Here is a 17,935-nt window from a genome sequence, read left to right as displayed (position 1 = left end):
AACATTACGCCCGATGACCCGTACTGAAACCGGGTTCGACAGTACCGTTTCGATCATTTTCCCATGAACCCTCAACGGCCCCGCCGCGCGCCGTACCACGCGCCACCAGGATCCGCCGGGTCATCAGGAGCACCAGCAGCGCCGCCGCACCGGCCGCCCCGGGGACCGCGAAGCCCCACCGCGCGCCGCCCCACTCAACCACCGGCCCGGCCCCCGCCGTTCCCAGCGAGGCGCCCACCGTGAAGGTGGTGACCAGCCAGGAGAACGCCTCCGTCACCGTGCCCGCGGGCGCGTGCCGGTCCACCACCACGAACGCGCACGCCAGCGACGGCGCGAGGAACAGGCCCGACAGCGCCGACAGCGCCGTCATGCCCACCGCCCCGGGCATCAGCAGCAGCGGCAGATAGCAGACCGCGAGCAGCGCCACCAGTACCACCAGCCGCCGCTCCGGCACGCCGGCCCACTGCCGCGCCCCGTACAGCACCCCGCCGACGAGCCCGCCCAGGCCGATGCCCGCGATGATCCACCCGTACACCACGTCACCGCCGTGACCGTCGGCGTACGAGGCCCCGGCCACGTTGATGGCGCCGAGGGCCACGCCGACGAACAGGTACGCGCCGAGCAGGGCCAGCAGCCCAGGAGAGCGCAGCGCGCCGAGCCAGTGCGCCTCGCGCGCCTGCGAACGCCACCGCCGGGACGGCTCGGAGACCACCACCGACAGCGCGCCGAGCACCCCCACCGCGTTCACGACGAGCAGCGCCACCTGCTCCGACCACAGCGCCACGCACCCGGTGACCAGCAGCGGCCCGACGGTGAACATCACCTCCTGCGCCACGGCGTCCATGGCGTACGCCGTGTGCACCTGCCCGTCCTCGCGCAGGACACCGGGCCACAGCGCGCGCAGCCCGCCCTCCAGGGGCGGCGTCGCCAGCCCCGCCACCGCCACCGCCGCGTACGCCGCGCCCAGCGAGTCAGGGCCGGTGCAGGCCAGCACCGCCATGGCGAGCGCGGACACGACCGCGCCGGGCAGCTGCACCCGGGGCTGGCCGTAGAGGTCCACCAGGCGGCCGAGCAGCGGCTGCCCGACGGCGTTCGCCACGCCGTACACGGCGGCCAGGGCGCCCGCCAGGCTGTACGAGCCGCCCTCCGCGCGGACGAAGAGCACCAGGGCGATCGGCGCCGTGGCGTTCGGCAGCCGCCCCACCAACGTGCCCACCAGGAGCCGCGCCGCGTACCGCGTGCGCAGGATCTCGCCGTAACCGGAAGCCATCTGTGCGCTCTCCTGCCCGCCCATGCGCCGCGGCGCCTCAAGTGTTACGTATAACTTCGCGGGTCATACGTACCATGAGCGCTGACCGCAGTCCACCGCGCACTCCGCCGCCACCCGGGCGGCGGCCACCCGAGACCCACCAGGAGACGTCCGTGGCCAGGCCTCAGCACGACACCACGGCCCCCCGCCCCACCAGCCGTGACGTCGCCCGCGCCGCCGGCGTCTCCCAGGCCACCGTCTCCCTCGTGCTCGGCGGCAAATGGCACGGCCGCGTCGCCGAACGCACCGCCGAGCGCGTCCGCGCCACCGCCCGCGACCTCGGCTACCGCCCCAACCTGGCCGCCCGCAACCTCCGCCTCGGCCGCACCCGCACCGCCCTGCTCGTCGTCCCCGCCCTCACCAACGAGTTCTTCGCCCGGCTGCACACCGGCGCCGCCCGCGTCGCCGCCCGGCACGGCTTCGGCGTCGTCCTCTACCCCTCCCCCGAGGGCGTCGCCCCCAGCGGCGGCGCCGACGGTGCCCCCGCCCCCCGCGTCAGCGACCCCTTCGACTCCGCCCGCGCCGCCCTCGACGGCGTCCTCGCCTCCTCCATGGCCTCCGACGCCCTCGCCACCCTCCGCGACGACGCGCTGCCCCTCGTCATGCTCGACAGCGACCCCGCCCGCAGCCTCGGCGCCGCCACCGTCAACCTCGACATCGCCGACGGCATGCGCCAGGTCACCGAGCACCTCCTCGCCCTCGGCCACCGCGACCTGCTGCACCTCACCGCCGACATCGACTCCTGGACCTTCGACGTACGCCGCGAGGCCCTCGCCACCGCCCTGCGCGGCACCGGGGCCGGCCACCGCACCGTCAAGGCCGCCCTCACCGTCGACGACGCCCGCACCGCCACCGAAGCCGCGCTCACCGGCCCCGGGCCCCGGCCCACGGCTCTCATCTGCGACGACGACGTCCTCGCCGCCGGAGTGTGCAAAGCCGCGCGCCGACTCGGCCTGCGCGTACCCGAGGACCTCAGCGTCACGGGCTTCGACGACCTCACCCTCGCCACCGCCGTCGAGCCCGAACTCACCACCGTGCGCCTGCCCGCCGAGGACTTCGGCGAGCAGGGCATGACCACCCTCCTCGACGTCCTCGCCGGCCGCACCCCCGCGCCGACACCGCTCCCCGTACGCCTCGTCGTACGCGGCTCCACAGCACAGAGCCCCGCACCCCGGCGCTGACACGCCGGAACACGGGGCTCCGCGACGTCCCGGCCCCTGCGGGCCGACACACCTTCCCGGTGACTCGCCGGGACGCTACTCCTCGGACGACCCCTCGGCGGACTCCCCGTCCGCCCCGGCCTCCGACTCGGCATCCGCAGACGCCTCCGCGGCGCCGTCCCCACCGAGCAGCCGCTCCAACTGACGGCCCACGATCCGCTTGAACTTCCGCTGCTGCGGCCGCGTACGGTCGAGCACCGCCACCTCGAGGCGCTCCGCCGGGATCTCGCGCTCACTGCCGTTGGTGTCCCGCGACAGCGACTGCACCGCCAGCTTCAACGCCTCCGCCAGCGTCATCCCGTCCCGGTGCCGCTGGTCCAGGAAGGAGCTGATCTGCTCGGCGTTGCCACCGACCGCGACCGAGCCGTGCTCGTCCACGATCGAACCGTCGTGCGGCAGCCGGTAGATCTGGTCGCCGTCGGGGGTCGTACCGACCTCCGCCACCACCAGCTCCACCTCGTACGGCTTCTCCGCGTTGCTGGAGAAAATCGTGCCCAGCGTCTGCGCGTACACATTCGCCAGGCCGCGGGCCGTCACATCACCGCGGTCATAGGTGTACCCCCGCAGATCCGCGTAACGGACACCGCCGATGCGGAGGTTCTCGTACTCGTTGTACTTACCGGCCGCGGCGAAACCGATCCGGTCGTAGATCTCGCTGAACTTGTGCAGCGCACGGGACGGGTTCTCACCGACGAACACAATGCCGTCGGCGTACTGCAGCACAACCAGACTGCGACCGCGCGCGATGCCCTTGCGGGCATACTCCGCCCGGTCGGCCATGGCCTGCTGGGGTGAGACATAGAACGGCGTCGACACCGGCTATCCGTCCCTTTCTGTCAAAACGTCACAACAACAACGGAGTCGTACTCAGAGCAGCGCGGCCCGCGGGCCGTCCGGCTGCTCCAGGCGTCGCGCCAGGATCGAGCGCGCGATCCCGGAAGTCTCCTCCTCCGACAAGCGCCGGAAACCGTCCTCGGAGATCACTGTCACGATCGGATAGATCCGGCGCGCCACGTCCGGACCACCCGTCGCCGAGTCGTCGTCGGCGGCGTCGTACAACGCCTGCACGACCAGCGTCGTCGCCTGCTCCTCCGTCAGGTCGTCGCGGTACAGCTTCTTCATGGCGCCGCGCGCGAACACCGAGCCGGAGCCGGTGGCCGCGAAGCCCTGCTCCTCGCTGCGGCCGCCCGTCACGTCGTACGAGAAGATCCGGCCCTTGGCCCGGTCCACGTCGTACCCGGCGAAGAGCGGCACCACCGCGAGGCCCTGCATCGCCATGCCCAGATTGCTCCGGATCATGGTCGACAGCCGGTTCGCCTTGCCCTCCAGGGAGAGCTGGGCGCCCTCGACCTTCTCGAAGTGCTCCAGCTCCAACTGGAAGAGCTTGACCATCTCCACGGCCAGGCCCGCCGTGCCGGCGATGCCCACCGCGGAGTACTCGTCCGCGGGGAAGACCTTCTCGATGTCGCGCTGCGCGATGACGTTGCCCATCGTCGCGCGGCGGTCACCGGCGAGCACCACGCCGCCGGGGAACGTCGTCGCCACGATCGTCGTGCCGTGCGGCGCCTCGAGCACGCCCTTCGTCGGCGGCAACTGGCGGTTGCCGGGGAGCAGTTCCGGCTGGTGCGCCGAGAGGAAGTCCACGAAGGACGAGGACCCAGGCGTCAGGAAGGCAGCCGGTAGACGCCCGGTGCTACGAGTGTTGGCTTCCACGGGTTTCCTTCCAAGTAGTTCATGGCCCGACGGCGGGTGGCTGGTTCGTCCCCCGACGTGCCGATGGCCGAATTGCAGGTGCGGCTCAGTACGCCGCGGACTCTACCCGTCCCGTGCCCGTGCTCCACGTGCGCGGTCGGGACGCCCGCGGGGCGCCTCCGGCCGGCGCGGGAGCACGGTCGCGCCAGCCGGACCGCGGGGTGCCGGGAGCGGGGCCCGGAGGGTGCGGGCCACACTCCGGGGGCCGGACCGCGCCTGCCGCGCGGAGGGTCGTCGCCGAGCCGTCCCGCCCCCTCGCCCGCACCACGCCTTCGAATCGAAGGAAAAAGGGGCTTACTGCCCGCCCTTTTGCACGAAGGAGCGCACGAAGTCCTCTGCATTCTCCTCGAGTACATCGTCAATTTCGTCAAGAACCGAGTCGACGTCGTCGCTCAGCTTCTCCTGGCGCTCCTTGAGGTCCTCCGAAGCCTGCGCGTCCTGCGTCTGCTCGTCGACCTCCTCGGTGGAGCGCGTCGCCTTCTGCTGTCCGCCGCCGGTGTCCTTGGTCGCCATCTACCTCACCCCGCTCGGTTAGACGTTCTTGATCAGACCCTACAATCCGGGTCCGACATCGGCCCCGCACTTCCGTAACGTGCGGGGACCACCTCTGTGATTCCCCGGCCCGCGTGCTTTCAGCCGCGTTTCAGCTTCCGGAGAGCACCCGGACCAGATCTTCCGCCGTGCGGCACCGGTCCAGCAGCTCCTTGACGTGATTACGCGTTCCGCGAAGCGGCTCCAGGGTCGGGACCCGCTGGAGGGAGTCCCGGCCCGGCAGGTCGAAGATCACGGAGTCCCAGGAGGCCGCGGCCACGTCGTCCGCGTACTGCTCCAGGCAGCGGCCGCGGAAGTAGGCGCGGGTGTCCTCCGGGGGCTTGGCGCGGGCCCGCTCGACGTCGGCCTCGTCCAGGAGCCGCTTCATCTTGCCGCGCGCCACGAGGCGGTTGTAGAGGCCCTTCTCGGGGCGCACGTCGGCGTACTGGAGGTCGACGAGGTGCAGCCGGGCGGCGTCCCAGTCGACGCCGTCGCGGCGGCGGTAGCCCTCCATCAGTTCCCGCTTGGCCACCCAGTCGAGCTCTCCGGAGAGGCTCATGGGGTCGTGCTCCAGGCGGTTGAGGACGTCTTCCCAGCGGGTGAGGACGTCCTTGGTCTGCTCGTCGGCGTCGGCCCCGTAGCGCTCCTCCACGTACTTGCGGGCCAGCTCGAAGTACTCCATCTGGAGTTGTACGGCCGTGAGCGTCCGGCCGCTACGGAGGGTGATCAGGTGGCGCAGGCTCGGGTCGTGGGAGACCTGGTGGAGCGTGCGGACGGGCTGGTCGACGGCGAGGTCCACGGCGATGAAGCCGTCCTCGATCATGGCGAGGACGAGCGAGGTGGTGCCCAGCTTGAGATAGGTGGAGATCTCGGAGAGGTTCGCGTCGCCGATGATCACGTGCAGGCGGCGGTACTTCTCGGCGTCGGCGTGCGGCTCGTCGCGGGTGTTGATGATGGGCCGTTTGAGGGTGGTCTCCAGGCCGACCTCGACCTCGAAGTAGTCGGCGCGCTGGCTGAGCTGGAAGCCGTGCTCGTGGCCGTCCTGGCCGATGCCGACGCGGCCCGCGCCGGTGACGACCTGCCGGGAGACGAAGAACGGCGTCAGGTGGCGCACGATGTCCGAGAAGGCGGTCTCCCGCTTCATCAGGTAGTTCTCGTGGGTGCCGTAGGACGCGCCCTTGTTGTCGGTGTTGTTCTTGTAGAGGTGGATCGGCTGGGCGCCGGGGAGCTGGGCGGCTCGCTCAGCGGCCTCGGCCATGATCCGCTCGCCGGCCTTGTCCCAGAGGACGGCGTCGCGCGGGTTGGTGACCTCGGGCGCGCTGTACTCGGGGTGCGCGTGGTCGACGTAGAGGCGTGCCCCGTTGGTGAGGATGACGTTGGCGAGGCCGATGTCCTCGTCGGTGAGCTGGCTGGCGTCGGCGGCTTCGCGGGCGAGGTCGAAGCCCCGTGCGTCCCGCAGCGGGTTCTCCTCCTCGAAGTCCCAGCGGGCGCGTCGCGCCCGGTGCATCGCCGCGGCGTAGGCGTTGACGATCTGGGACGAGGTGAGCATGGCATTGGCGTTGGGGTGGCCGGGGACGGAGATTCCGTACTCCGTCTCGATGCCCATTACTCGCCGTACGGTCATGCGGCCCTCCTTGCCCGGCGGCGCCCTCGGTCGGGGGCGCAGCTCAAGTACCGCTGGTGCTCCGGTGCGTGTGCGGTGCCCGTCCCCGCACTGCGCGACTCGGCGGTACGGAAGAGCGTAGAACGCCTCTGCGCTGGTGGGGAGATCATTTTCTGCTTTGCTCTCGCTGGGTCGATGACGCGGCCGCGAGGCCCTGAGCGAGTGACGGAAAACAGTCGGCTGCGGGTACCCGTGGTGGGCACCCGCAGCCGCCCTGTGTCCCTACAGGTACTGACCGGTGTTGGCCACCGTGTCGATGGAGCGTCCGGTGTCGGCGCCCTGCTTTCCGGTGACGAGGGTGCGGATGTATACGATCCGTTCACCCTTCTTGCCGGAGATGCGGGCCCAGTCGTCCGGGTTGGTGGTGTTGGGCAGGTCCTCGTTCTCCTTGAACTCGTCCACACAGGCCTGGAGGAGGTGCGCGACCCTGAGGCCCTTCTGGTTCTGTTCGAGGAAGGCCTTGATGGCCATCTTCTTGGCGCGGCCGACGATGTTCTCGATCATGGCGCCGGAATTGAAGTCCTTGAAGTAGAGGACTTCCTTGTCGCCGTTGGCGTACGTGACTTCGAGGAAGCGGTTCTCCTCGGATTCGGCGTACATCTGCTCGACGACGGACTGGATCATGGCCTGTACCGTGGCGGCCTTGTCGCTGCCGTGCTCGGCGAGGTCGTCGCTGTGCAGCGGGAGGCGCTCGGTGAGGTACTTGGCGAAGATGTCCTTGGCCGCCTCGGCGTCCGGGCGCTCGATCTTGATCTTCACGTCGAGCCGGCCGGGGCGCAGGATGGCGGGGTCGATCATGTCCTCGCGGTTGGAGGCGCCGATGACGATGACGTTCTCCAGGCCCTCCACGCCGTCGATCTCGGCGAGGAGCTGCGGAACGATGGTGTTCTCCACGTCCGAGCTGACGCCGCTGCCGCGGGTGCGGAAGAGGGATTCCATCTCGTCGAAGAAGACGATGACGGGGGTGCCCTCGCTCGCCTTCTCGCGGGCTCGCTGGAAGACCAGGCGGATGTGGCGCTCGGTCTCGCCGACGTACTTGTTGAGGAGCTCGGGTCCCTTGATGTTGAGGAAGTAGCTCTTCCCCGCGGGCTGGCCGGTGACTTCGGCCACCTTCTTGGCAAGGGAGTTGGCGACGGCCTTGGCGATGAGCGTCTTGCCGCAGCCGGGGGGGCCGTAGAGCAGGACGCCCTTCGGGGGCCGCAGTTCGTGCTCCTTGAAGAGGTCCGGGTAGAGGTACGGGAGCTCGACGGCGTCGCGGATCATCTCGATCTGGCCGCCGAGGCCGCCGATCTTGTCGTAGCTGATGTCCGGGACCTCTTCGAGGACCAGTTCCTCGACCTCGCTCTTCGGTACGACCTCGTACACGTAGCCGGAGCGGGGTTCGAGCAGCAGGGCGTCGCCGGGGCGGATGGTCACGTCCAGGAGCGGCTCGGCGAGCCTGACCACCCGCTCTTCGTCGGTGTGCCCGAGCACGAGGGCCCGTTCGCCGTCCTCGAGGATCTCCTTGAGGGTGACGATGTCTCCGACGCGCTCGTACGCCATGGCCTCGACCACGTTGAGCGCTTCGTTGAGCATGACTTCCTGGCCGCGCCTGAGTTCGTCGAGCTCGACGCTCGGGCTGACGTTCACGCGGAGCTTGCGGCCGCCGGTGAAGATGTCGGCGGTGCCGTCCTCGTTCGCCGTGAGGAAGACTCCGAAGCCGGCCGGCGGCTGCGCGAGCCGGTCGACCTCTTCCTTGAGGGCCACGATCTGGTCGCGGGCCTCGCGGAGCGTGTTGGCGAGCCGCTCGTTCTGCGCGGACACGCCTGCCAGGTTGGTCTGCAGCTCGACGATCCGCTCTTCGAGAATCCTCGTGTGCCGCGGAGAGTCGGCGAGCTTGCGTCGCAGGACGGCGATTTCCTGCTCGAGATAGGCAACCTGACCGGCTGGGTCCTCAGACCCTCGCCCCGGCCGGATGCCGCGGTTGATGTCGTCGTCGTGGGCTGCCACGGTCCTCACCTCCTCCAAGGGGAGCTGGACGCTTCCTGACCCTACCTGGGTGGGTGCTGATTGAAACCCCTAGATCACAAAGACGGTGGGGGTGTGTCCGATCTTCACCCTTGCGCTCTCCCTCACGCCAGGGGAATACCCACCGAACAACATCCGAAAGCCGCCGGTTGTAGGGTCGAACTGTTCAACACCCGTCAGAGCTGGCCGGACTTGCTGCAAAGTCGGCTGGGTCTGGCGCAGTTTCGGCAGGAGAGATGACCGTGGGGCACGACGCTCGGACCGTCGGTGAAGGGCAGGACCCGCTCGAGGTCTGGATCGATCAGGACCTGTGTACCGGGGACGGGATCTGCGCGCAGTACGCGCCGGAGGTCTTCGAGCTGGACATTGACGGTCTGGCGTACGTGAAGAGCGGCGACGACGAGCTGTTGCAGGCTCCCGGGGCGACCACGCCGGTGCCGCTCCCGCTGCTGCGGGACGTGGTGGATTCGGCGAAGGAGTGTCCGGGCGACTGTATTCATGTACGTCGGGTTTCGGACAAGGTCGAGGTCTACGGGCCGGACGCAGAGTGACCGAATAGTTTCGCTGCGTGACCGGATCGGTGTCACCAGGGGCTCGTGTCCCGCCGGGTACGGCGGTTGCGGGCCCCTGTGCCGTGGGCGCGGGTGCCCGCAGGGGCGCGGGGTGCGGCGGGCGGGGCCCCGGGAGGCCGGGGCGGACCGTCACACGCTGCGGGCCGCGCCGCTTGTCGAGCGGGTGAACGCGCCGTTCTTCCACTGCCACTTGACCTCGTCGCGCCGGTCGGGGCAGCAGCGGGGCACGTCGGGCGAGGAGTAGCCGAGGAGCGTCGCGGTGACGGCGGCGCCGCGGACGCGGAGGTCCTGCGCGGTGCGCTGGTCCTTGGGGTCGACGAGGGTGGCGACGACACGGGCGGCGCCCTGGCGGGGCCGGGTGAGGACGTAGACGCCGTCGGGCGGGGTGCCCGAGCCGGCCTGGCAGTGCACGGCGGCCACCGTTTCGGGGCGGCCGTCGCCGTCGAGGTCGCCGGTGGCCTTCTGGGCGACGACCGGTTTCACCGTGCCGCAGTCCAGGGGGTAGTCGACGGCCGCCGGGTCGGGGGCGGGGGCGGGCGCGGCGGCCTTGGCCTCCGTCCCGCCGCCGGGTCCGACGGCGGTGGCGGTGGCCCGTTCGGGTTCCAGGAAGGCGGAGCCCGCGACGACGGCGGCCAGGGCGGCCGCGGTGGCGAGCCAGTGGAGGGGGCGGGTGGCCCACGGCCGGTGCGCCGTGCGGGCCGGTTCCGGGTCGGCGGGGTGCTGCACGAGGAGGGTCTCCTGTGAGGGCTGTGCCGGTGGAGGTGGGATGGCCAGCATCGTGTCACACCTCACAGGGCCGCGGAACACCGGGGGCGCGCGGGTGGCACGCGCGCAACAGAACGGCGCCGCCGTCGAGTTCCCCTCCCGTGGGGGGAACTCGACGGCAGCGCCGGTGCGTTGGACGGGCGTGCTCGGGCCGGTGTGGGGGCCGGGCCCGGGCGGTGTCAGCGGGGGGTGCCGCCGTCGGCGTTCGGGCCGGTGTAGTCCTCGCCGTAGGCGCCCTTGGCGGGGCGGCGGCGGCGCATGGGCGGCTCGACGCCGTCCGCGAGGCGGCGGGCGGTGAGCAGGAAGCCGGTGTGCCCGATCATGCGGTGGTCGGGCCGGACGGCCAGGCCCTCGATGTGCCAGTTGCGGATCATCGATTCCCAGGCGGTCGGCTCGTTGAAGCCGCCGAGCTCGCGGATGGACTCCACGGTGCGGGCGAGCTGCGTGGTCGTGGCGACGTACGCGCAGAGGATGCCGCCGGGCACGAGGGCCTTGGAGACGGCCTCCAGGCACTCCCAGGGGGCGAGCATGTCGAGGATCACGCGGTCGACCTCGGTGTCGGACAGGTTGTCCTGGAGGTCGCCGACGGTGAGCTGCCAGGCGGGGTGCGGGCCGCCGAAGTAGCGCTCGACGTTCTGCCGGGCGATGTCCGCGAAGTCCTCGCGGCGCTCGTACGAGTGCAGCATGCCCTGGTCGCCGATGGCGCGCAGCAGGAAGGCGCTGAGCGAGCCGGAGCCCACACCGGCCTCGACGACGCGGGCGCCGGGGAAGATGTCGGCGAAGGCCAGGATCTGCCCCGCGTCCTTGGGGTAGACCACGGCGGCGCCGCGGGGCATGGACAGGACGTAGTCGGGGAGCAGGGGGCGCAGCGCGAGGTACGCGACGTTCCCCGTGGTGCGGACAACACTGCCCTCGGGTGCGCCGATCAGCTCGTCGTGCGGGAAGGACCCCTTGTGGGTGTGGAAGTTCTTCCCCGCTTCGAGCGTGAACGTGTAGTGGCGTCCCTTGGGGTCGGTGAGCTGGACCTGGTCCCCGACCTTGAAGGGCCCGCGACGGCGGGCGGCACCGGTCGGTTCGGACATGTGACCAGCCTACCGGCCGTGGCGGGTGCCGCCGACCATCCGCGGGGCCGGGCCTCAGGTCGGGCGGGCCATGGCCTTGACGAAGGCGCGTTCCACGTCGGCGGCGGACAGGACGCCGTAGATCTCGCCGGAGTCCTCGACGACGAGGTACTCGGTGGCGGGGGTGGCGCGCAGCCGGTCGAGGAGGTCCTCGCCCGCGAGGTCGGCGGGGACGCGCATGCCTTCGGTGATGTCCTGGGCGAGGCCGCTGACGGCGACCCAGGGCCGGCGGTGTTCGGGGACGCCGACGATGGCGGCCTCGCGGACGACGGCCATGGGGTCGCCGTCGGGGTCGACGACGACGAGGGCGCGGGCGCCGGCGGCGTTGGCGCGGCGCAGGGCCTCGGAGAGGGGCGTGTCGGTCTCGACGGGTACGGCGCGACGGGTCAGGGCGCGGGCGCGCAGCTCGGGCAGGTGCTCGCGCAGCCGGGCCATGCGCAGGCTGTTGCCGGCGCCGGTCCAGATGATGGCGGCGAGGATCGCGGCGAGCAGGGCGTCGGTGACGGCGTCCATGCCGCCGAGCTCCCCGGTGTCGCCGCCGAGCGCGCCGGACTGGTTGAGCAGGGGCAGGCCGATGAGGACGGAGATGGCGAGCACGCGGCCGACCCAAGCGGCGGCGACGGTGCCGGTCATGGGGCGACCGGTGATCTTCCAGACGACGGCGCGGAGCATGCGGCCGCCGTCGAGGGGCAGGCCGGGCAGCAGGTTGAAGACCGCCACGATGAGGTTGGAGATCATCAGGCCGGCGAGCAGGACGCCGGGGACGGTGTCGGGTTCGACGGCGCGCAGGCCCGCGTAGAAGACGCCCGCGAGGACGAGGGAGAGCAGCGGGCCGACGAAGGCCAGGACGAACTCGCGGCCGGGGGTCTCGGACTCCTTCTCGATCTCGCTGACGCCGCCGAAGAACTGGAGCTGGATGCGGCGCACCGGCAGCTTGAAGCGGAGGGCGGCGACGGTGTGCGCGAGCTCGTGCACGAGGACGGAGGCGTAGAAGGCGACGGCGAAGAACAGCGAGACCAGGTAGCGGGCGCCGCCGAGCTCGGGCAGGACGCGGTCGAGCTGGTCGCCGAAGACCCAGGTGATGAGGGCGGCGACGAGGAACCAGCTCGGGGCGACGTACACGGGCACGCCGAAGGGCCGGCCCATGAGCAGTCCCCCGCCGGGGTTCCTGGGCTCCTCCTTGGCGCCGTCGGCGGCGTCCGGGCGGGACCGCTGCCCGGGGCGGCCCGAGGCGGGTGCGCCGTGGTGCACGCGGGGGGCCTGCGGGGGGTGAGGGGGTGCCGCCTCGCGGGCCTGGCGGGGTGCCGCCTCGCGGGTGTGGGAGGAGGCTGCTTCCCGGGCTTGCGGGGGCGTCGCCTCGCCGTGCTGGGCGGGGGCCGCTTCACGGGACCACGGGGGTGCCGCCTCGCGGGACTGTGAGGGCGTTGCCTCGCCGGACTGCGGGGTTGCCGTCTCACGGGCCTGGGCCTGTGCGGGCGCCGCCTCGCCGTGCTGGGCGGGAGGCGCTTCACGGGACCGCGGAGGTGCCGTCTCGCGGGGCTGCCGGGGTGCTGCCTCGCCCTGCTGGGCGGGAGGCTCCTCCGGTGTGAGGGGCCGGGGCGGGGTCTCGTGGGTGGGTTCCGGGAGGTCGTCGTCGTTCTTCGTACGGGCCGTGGCGGCGGTCTCCCGCGGGTGTCCGGGGGCGCCGGGTTCCGCCGTGCGCTCGGGGGCGGGGGCCGGGGCACCCGGCGCGTGGCCGGGTCCCGCCGCCTCCGGGCGTGGCTCGGGCGCGCCCGGCGCGTCGTGCTCGGGCGTGCTCTCGGACCGCGGCCTGCCGCTCGCGCCGCTCTCGTCCACGGTGTCCCCTCGTTCGAAGCGTCACCCGCTCCTGCCGTGGCGCGGGTACACGCACGATCATGCAGGGCGAGAGGGTCTGTCGTCGATGGTATGCGGCCGTTGTCAGTGGCGGGTCGTAGGGTCTGAGGTCATGGAGACCAGGACCGACGCCGCCGTGGCGTCCCCGGCGGCGGTGCGCCCGGATTCGCTGTCGCCCTCGCGGGCGAGCGACTTCATGCAGTGCCCGCTGCTCTATCGCTTCCGGGTGATCGACAAGCTGCCGGAGAAGCCGAGCGAGGCGGCCACGCGCGGCACGCTGGTCCACGCGGTCCTGGAGAGACTCTTCGACGCCCCCGCGGCCGAGCGGACCGCGCCGCGCGCCAAAGCGCTGGTGCCCGGTCAGTGGGACCGGCTGCGGGAGGCGAGGCCGGAGCTGGCCGAGCTGTTCGCGGACGACGCCGAGGGCGAGCGGCTCACGCGGTGGCTCGCGGACGCCGAGCGGCTGGTGGAGCGGTGGTTCACGCTGGAGGACCCCACGCGTCTGGAGCCCGCCGAGCGGGAGCTGTTCGTGCAAACCGAGCTGGAGTCGGGCCTGAAGCTGCGGGGGATCATCGACCGGGTGGACGTCGCGCCGACGGGCGAGGTCCGGATCGTGGACTACAAGACGGGCAAGGCCCCCCGCCCCGAGTACGCGGAGGGCGCGCTGTTCCAGATGAAGTTCTATGCCTTGGTGGTGTGGCGCCTGAAGGGCTTGCTGCCGCGGCGGCTCCAGCTCGTGTACCTGGGCAGTGGCGACGTGATCACGTACGACCCGGTGCCGGCGGACCTCGAGCGGGTGGAGCGCAAGCTGCTCGCGCTGTGGGAGGCGATCGTCGCGGCGACGGAGAGCGGCGACTGGCGGCCGCGCCCGACGAAGCTGTGCGGCTGGTGCGACCACCAGGCCGTGTGTCCGGAATTCGGCGGCACTCCCCCGCCGTATCCGCTCGCCGTGAGGGCGCCCGCGTCGGCCGTCGGTGAGCAGGGCAGAATGGGCCCGGGCTAGGCGAAGGAGAGTTACGTGGCCATCCGTGTCCTACTGGTCGACGACCAGCCGCTGCTGCGCACGGGTTTCCGGATGATTCTGGAGGCCGAGCAGGACATCGCGGTCGTCGGCGAGGCCGGAGACGGCCTGCAGGCTCTGGACCAGGTGCGGGCGCTGCAGCCCGACGTGGTCCTCATGGACATCCGCATGCCGCGGATGGACGGCGTCGAGGCCACCCGGCAGATCACCGGGCCCGGCCGGGACGGCCCGGCGAAGGTGCTGGTGCTGACGACGTTCGACCTCGACGAGTACGTGGTGGAGGCGCTGCGCGCGGGCGCGAGCGGCTTCCTGCTCAAGGACGCCCCGGCGAACGAGCTGGTGCAGGCCATCCGGGTGGTGGCCGCGGGTGAGGCGATGCTGGCGCCGAGCATCACGCGGCGGCTCCTCGACAAGTACGCGGGGCATCTGCCGTCGGGGGACGAGCCGGTTCCGGACACGCTGCACACGCTGACCGAGCGGGAGGTGGAGGTCCTCAAGCTGGTGGCCCGGGGGCTGTCCAACGCGGAGATCGCCGCGGACCTGTTCGTGAGCGAGACCACGGTGAAGACGCACGTGGGGCACGTACTGACGAAGCTGGGGCTGCGGGACCGGGTGCAGGCCGCGGTGTACGCGTACGAGAGCGGTCTCGTACGACCCGGCGCGCAGTAGCCGCCCCCCTGAACCTCCGGTGGGCCCCCGGCTGAACCCTGGACAGGCCCCCGGCTGGATCTCCGATAGACCCCGAACAAACCCCCGGTAGACCCCGAACAACAGGCGGCGGCCCTCCGCGGGCAGCGAGCCGCCGGCACCACCGCACGACGAGGCCCTGCTCCCCTCCGGGAAGCAGGGCCTCGTCGTGTGCGCCGGTGCTCAGTCCTTGCTCAGCTCCCAGAAGCGGAAGACCGTCGACGGGTCCAGGCAGGACTCCACGCCGTAGACGTTCTGGCGGACCACCGCGTACTGCTTGGCCTGCCAGACCGGGAGGATGGGCAGCTCCTCGGCGACGATGTCCTGCAGGCGGCCGTAGTCCTTGTCGGTCGAGGCGCGGTCGCTCTGCGCGGCCATGCCGGGGATGATCTTCCCGGTGATGGTGCTGTTCTCGTAGTGGTTGGACAGCACGTTGCCCTTGCCGAAGAACGGCTGCGTGAAGTTGTCCGGGTCCGGGTAGTCCGGCACCCAGCCCTTGACGTACACGCCGTACTTCCCGGCCTTGATGTCCTTCTCGTACTGCTCGAACGGAACGGACTTCACGTCCGCCTCGAACAGGCCGCTGGCGTTGAGCTGCTTGGCGACGGCGCGCAGCGCCTCGTCGGTGGCCGGGCCGTAACGGGACGGCGTGGACCACAGGGTGAGCCGGGCCTTGCCCTCGACGCCGGCCTGGCGCAGGGCGGCGGCGGCCTTGTCGCGCTGGGGCCGGGCGCCGTAGGTGTCGAAGAAGGCCGTGTTGTGGCCGCCGATGCCCGCCGGGACGATGGAGTACAGCGGCGTCGCCGTGTTCTGGTACACCTCGTCGACCAGGGCCTCGCGGTCGAGCAGGTAGGCGACGGCCTTGCGGACGCCGAGCTTGCCGACGACCGGGTCCTTCATGTTGAAGACCAAGTGCTGGACCTCGGCGCTGGTGCCCTCCACGACCTCCAGGTCGTGGTCGGCGGAGTTCTTCTCGATGTCGGCGATGTCCGCGGCGGCGAGGCCTCGGTAGGCGATGTCGATCTTCTCGTCGATGACGGCCTGCTTGAGGGCCTTGCGGTCGTCGCGGAAGAAGCGGAGGGTGACGCCCTCGTTCTTGGGCTTGGCGGTGCCGCGGTAGTCGTCGTTGACGGAGAAGACCGCCTCGTCCTTGCTGAAGGAGTCGAGCGTGTACGGGCCGGAGCCCACGGCCTCGCCGTCGGTGCGGAGCTTGTCGGCGGGGTACTCGCGGTGGTCGACGATGGAGCCGGCGCCCGAGGCTATCTTGCTCGGGAAGGTCGCGTCGGGGCCCTTGAGCTTGAAGACCACGGTCTTGTCGTCGGGCGTCTGGACGCGGTCGAGCATCGGGAACATGGGCGCCGGGCCCTTGTCGTCGTTGATCTTCAGCATGCGGTCGAAGGAGAACTTGACGTCCTTCGACGTGAGGGCGTTGCCGTTGCTGAACTTCAGGCCCTCGCGCAGGGTGCAGGTGTAGACCTGGGCGCGCTGGTCGGTGAAGCCGCACTTCCGGGCGGCCTCGGGCTCCGGTTCGGTGGCGCCCTTGGGGAAGCTCAGCAGCGACTGGAAGACGTTGTTGAACAGCAGCCAGGAGCCCGGGTCGTAGCCGGAGGCCGGGTCGGTGGCGAGGACGTCGTCGGACATGCCGACGACCACGGAGTCACTGTCCTCGGCCGACCCGGAGGACTCCGAGCCACAGCCGGTGAGGAGGGCGGCGGCCAGGCCGGAGGAGAGGGGGAGGGCCAGCCACGGGTTGCGCATTTTCACTTGCGTGCCTTGTCGTTGTTTCCGTCTCGGGGTGCGGGGCGGGTCAGTCGCCCACACCACGGGCGAGCTCCCACAACTGGAGGTTGGAGGAGGAGTTGAGAGCCCATTCGACGCCCGTGATGTCATCGCGGGCGGCGATGTACTGCTTGCCCTGCCACAGCGGGAGCACCGGGACGTCATCGGCCACGATGTCCTGGATCCGCTCCAGGCTCTTGGCGGCGCTGAGGCGGTCGGCCTCGCGGCGCGAGGCGGGGATCAGCTCGCTGTTGATGGTGTTGTTGCGGTAGGGCGAACCGAGGAAGTTGTCCTCGTCGAGGAACGGCGCGAGGAAGTTGTCCGCGTCCGGGAAGTCGGGGAACCAGCCCATGCCGTAGACGTCGTACTCGCCCTTCTGCTCGGCGGCGCGGAAGGTGTTCCAGATGTGGCCCTTGATCTGCACGTCGAAGAGGCCGCTGTCGTTGAGCTGCTGACGCAGCGTCTCGAACTCCTTCTTCGTGGCCGGGCCGTAGTGGTCGGTGGTGTAGTGCAGCGTCAGCTTGACCGGGGCGTCGACACCCGCGCGGCGCAGGAGGTCCTTGGCCTTCTTGGGGCTCGGCTCGCTGTAGCGGTTGAAGAAGGAGTTGGAGTGGCCGGTGATGGTGGTGGGCACCAGGGAGTACAGCGGGTCCGCGGAGGGGCCGTACACCTTGTCGATCAGCGCGCCGCGGTCGACGACCTGCGCCATGGCCTGGCGAACGGCCTTGTCCTTCACGGTCGGCGCGTCGGTGTTGAAGGCGAGGTAGCGGATCTCCAGGCCGGGCATGTCGACGAGGTCGATGTTCTTGGCCGGGCTGGTGTCGAGCCGCTTGATCTGCTCGGGCGACATGGTGCGCGTCATCAGGTCGATGTCGCCGTCCTCCAGGGCCTTGCCCATGGCGGAGGCGTTCTGGAAGGTGCGCAGTTCGACCTTGTCGTTCTGCGGCGTGAACGAGCCCTTGTACTTGGGGTTCTTGGTGAAGACGGCCTTGACGAGCTGGTTGTCCTCGACCTCCTGCTTGACGGTGTACGGGCCGGAGCCGTCAAGCTCGAAGCCGTCGCGCAGCTTGTTCTTGTCGTAGTGGTCGGGGCTGACGATGCCCGCGGTCGGCGTGGCGAGCTTGTACGGGAAGGTGGCGTCCGGGGTCTTCAGGTGGAAGACGATCCCGCGCTCGCCCTGGACCTCGATGGTCTCGACGTTCGACACGAGCTGGGCCGAACCGCTGGGGTTGGCGACCTTCATGTCGCGGACGCGCTCGATGGAGAACTTCACGTCGGAGGCGGTCAGCGGCTTGCCGTCGGCGAAGGTGAGGTCCTTGCGCAGGGTGCACGCGTAACGCTCGTTGCCGGTGTCGGTGAAGCCGCACTTCTGGGCGGCCTCGGGCTCCGGCTCGCCGCCCCCGCGCGGCAGGGCCATGAGCGTCTGGAGGGTCTGGCGCAGGACGTTCCAGGAGCCGGCGTCGTAGGCGTACGCCGGGTCGAAGGGCGCCGGTACCTCCTTGGAGGCCGTGAACCGGTCCGTGGTCCCCGCGGCGATGGGGTCGTCACCGTCCCCGCTGCCGGAACCGCCACACGCGGCGAGCGTGGGGGCGAGCAGACCTATCAGGGCCGGCAGCACCAAAGTCTTGCGGTTCATGCTGGACGTTCTCCAGAA

16 protein-coding genes are annotated in these 17,935 nt (G+C 70.9%); 4 read left to right on the top strand and 12 right to left on the bottom strand.

The features are described 5' to 3' along the window. Nucleotides 1–4: 4 nt before the first annotated feature. A complete protein-coding gene (locus QK440_RS23275; protein ID WP_282795121.1) occupies nucleotides 5–1,270 on the bottom strand; it encodes an MFS transporter in 1,266 nt (421 codons plus the stop codon). A 152-nt stretch (nucleotides 1,271–1,422) separates the two neighbouring features. On the opposite strand from QK440_RS23275, the gene QK440_RS23270 reads away from it, so the two are divergent. Next, nucleotides 1,423–2,490 carry a LacI family DNA-binding transcriptional regulator gene (locus QK440_RS23270; protein ID WP_282795120.1) on the top strand — a complete coding sequence of 356 codons (1,068 nt, stop codon included), beginning with the start codon at nucleotides 1,423–1,425 and terminating at the stop codon, nucleotides 2,488–2,490. Between the two features lie 75 nt (nucleotides 2,491–2,565). Here QK440_RS23270 and prcA read toward each other — a convergent pair whose 3' ends face one another. From prcA to arc, 6 genes are all read right to left on the bottom strand, one after another. Beyond that, a complete protein-coding gene (prcA, locus tag QK440_RS23265; protein ID WP_282795119.1) occupies nucleotides 2,566–3,345 on the bottom strand; it encodes a proteasome subunit alpha in 780 nt (259 codons plus the stop codon). Between the two features lie 51 nt (nucleotides 3,346–3,396). Then, a complete protein-coding gene (gene prcB / locus QK440_RS23260) occupies nucleotides 3,397–4,242 on the bottom strand; it encodes a proteasome subunit beta (protein ID WP_282795118.1) in 846 nt (281 codons plus the stop codon). After that, nucleotides 4,194–4,622 (bottom strand): endonuclease domain-containing protein, encoded by a 429-nt coding sequence (locus QK440_RS23255; RefSeq protein ID WP_282795117.1) that lies wholly within the window; start codon nucleotides 4,620–4,622, stop codon nucleotides 4,194–4,196. The genes prcB and QK440_RS23255 overlap by 49 nt, the downstream gene beginning before the upstream one ends. Continuing rightward, the gene (locus QK440_RS23250; RefSeq protein ID WP_282795116.1) at nucleotides 4,576–4,794 is read right to left on the bottom strand and encodes a ubiquitin-like protein Pup; all 219 of its coding nucleotides are present in this window, start codon (nucleotides 4,792–4,794) and stop codon (nucleotides 4,576–4,578) included. The genes QK440_RS23255 and QK440_RS23250 overlap by 47 nt, the downstream gene beginning before the upstream one ends. A gap of 130 nt (nucleotides 4,795–4,924) precedes the next feature. Continuing rightward, on the bottom strand, nucleotides 4,925–6,436 hold the full coding sequence (gene dop, locus QK440_RS23245) for a depupylase/deamidase Dop (RefSeq protein ID WP_349239314.1): 1,512 nt from the start codon (nucleotides 6,434–6,436) through the stop codon (nucleotides 4,925–4,927). Nucleotides 6,437–6,697: 261 nt separating this feature from the next. Beyond that, nucleotides 6,698–8,464, bottom strand: coding sequence for a proteasome ATPase (gene arc, locus QK440_RS23240; protein WP_282795115.1), 1,767 nt, complete (start codon nucleotides 8,462–8,464; stop codon nucleotides 6,698–6,700). Nucleotides 8,465–8,718: 254 nt separating this feature from the next. On the opposite strand from arc, the gene QK440_RS23235 reads away from it, so the two are divergent. After that, the gene (locus QK440_RS23235) at nucleotides 8,719–9,033 is read left to right on the top strand and encodes a ferredoxin (protein WP_190137094.1); all 315 of its coding nucleotides are present in this window, start codon (nucleotides 8,719–8,721) and stop codon (nucleotides 9,031–9,033) included. A 150-nt stretch (nucleotides 9,034–9,183) separates the two neighbouring features. On the opposite strand, the gene QK440_RS23230 is transcribed toward QK440_RS23235, so the two are convergent. From QK440_RS23230 to QK440_RS23220, 3 genes are all read right to left on the bottom strand, one after another. After that, nucleotides 9,184–9,831 carry a hypothetical protein gene (locus tag QK440_RS23230; protein WP_282795114.1) on the bottom strand — a complete coding sequence of 216 codons (648 nt, stop codon included), beginning with the start codon at nucleotides 9,829–9,831 and terminating at the stop codon, nucleotides 9,184–9,186. A gap of 167 nt (nucleotides 9,832–9,998) precedes the next feature. Next, complete coding sequence (locus QK440_RS23225; RefSeq protein ID WP_190137095.1) at nucleotides 9,999–10,901, bottom strand: tRNA (adenine-N1)-methyltransferase; 903 nt, start codon at nucleotides 10,899–10,901, stop codon at nucleotides 9,999–10,001. 54 nt (nucleotides 10,902–10,955) lie between these two features. Beyond that, nucleotides 10,956–12,776, bottom strand: coding sequence for a site-2 protease family protein (locus QK440_RS23220; protein WP_282795113.1), 1,821 nt, complete (start codon nucleotides 12,774–12,776; stop codon nucleotides 10,956–10,958). Between the two features lie 130 nt (nucleotides 12,777–12,906). On the opposite strand from QK440_RS23220, the gene QK440_RS23215 reads away from it, so the two are divergent. After that, a complete protein-coding gene (locus QK440_RS23215) occupies nucleotides 12,907–13,797 on the top strand; it encodes a RecB family exonuclease (protein WP_282795112.1) in 891 nt (296 codons plus the stop codon). Nucleotides 13,798–13,812: 15 nt separating this feature from the next. Then, nucleotides 13,813–14,484 (top strand): response regulator transcription factor, encoded by a 672-nt coding sequence (locus tag QK440_RS23210; protein ID WP_016639462.1) that lies wholly within the window; start codon nucleotides 13,813–13,815, stop codon nucleotides 14,482–14,484. A gap of 201 nt (nucleotides 14,485–14,685) precedes the next feature. Here the strand turns inward: QK440_RS23210 and QK440_RS23205 are convergent, their stop codons facing one another. Beyond that, complete coding sequence (locus QK440_RS23205; RefSeq protein WP_282795111.1) at nucleotides 14,686–16,260, bottom strand: ABC transporter substrate-binding protein; 1,575 nt, start codon at nucleotides 16,258–16,260, stop codon at nucleotides 14,686–14,688. Nucleotides 16,261–16,309: 49 nt separating this feature from the next. Further along, nucleotides 16,310–17,917, bottom strand: a complete 1,608-nt coding sequence (locus QK440_RS23200; protein ID WP_282795110.1) for an ABC transporter substrate-binding protein — start codon at nucleotides 17,915–17,917, stop codon at nucleotides 16,310–16,312. Between the last annotated feature and the right edge of the window lie 18 nt (nucleotides 17,918–17,935).

It is taken from the genome of Streptomyces sp. CC224B (genome assembly GCF_030010595.1).
GTDB classification, from domain to species: Bacteria; Actinomycetota; Actinomycetes; order Streptomycetales; family Streptomycetaceae; genus Streptomyces; species Streptomyces longispororuber.
This window is presented reverse-complemented; position numbering and strand designations above follow the sequence as displayed.

Excerpts from the sequence above, each read along its gene's own strand:
- dop (WP_349239314.1), bottom strand. The coding sequence starts at position 6,436 with ATGACCGTACGGCGAGTAATGGGCATCGAGACGGAGTACGGAATCTCC.
- QK440_RS23255 (WP_282795117.1), bottom strand. The coding sequence starts at position 4,622 with ATGCAGAGGACTTCGTGCGCTCCTTCGTGCAAAAGGGCGGGCAGTAAG.
- QK440_RS23215 (WP_282795112.1), top strand. The coding sequence starts at position 12,907 with ATGGAGACCAGGACCGACGCCGCCGTGGCGTCCCCGGCGGCGGTGCGC.
- QK440_RS23275 (WP_282795121.1), bottom strand. The coding sequence starts at position 1,270 with ATGGCTTCCGGTTACGGCGAGATCCTGCGCACGCGGTACGCGGCGCGG.
- QK440_RS23230 (WP_282795114.1), bottom strand. The coding sequence starts at position 9,831 with ATGCTGGCCATCCCACCTCCACCGGCACAGCCCTCACAGGAGACCCTC.
- QK440_RS23235 (WP_190137094.1), top strand. The coding sequence starts at position 8,719 with ATGACCGTGGGGCACGACGCTCGGACCGTCGGTGAAGGGCAGGACCCG.
- QK440_RS23205 (WP_282795111.1), bottom strand. The coding sequence starts at position 16,260 with ATGCGCAACCCGTGGCTGGCCCTCCCCCTCTCCTCCGGCCTGGCCGCC.
- QK440_RS23200 (WP_282795110.1), bottom strand. The coding sequence starts at position 17,917 with ATGAACCGCAAGACTTTGGTGCTGCCGGCCCTGATAGGTCTGCTCGCC.
- QK440_RS23225 (WP_190137095.1), bottom strand. The coding sequence starts at position 10,901 with ATGTCCGAACCGACCGGTGCCGCCCGCCGTCGCGGGCCCTTCAAGGTC.
- QK440_RS23250 (WP_282795116.1), bottom strand. The coding sequence starts at position 4,794 with ATGGCGACCAAGGACACCGGCGGCGGACAGCAGAAGGCGACGCGCTCC.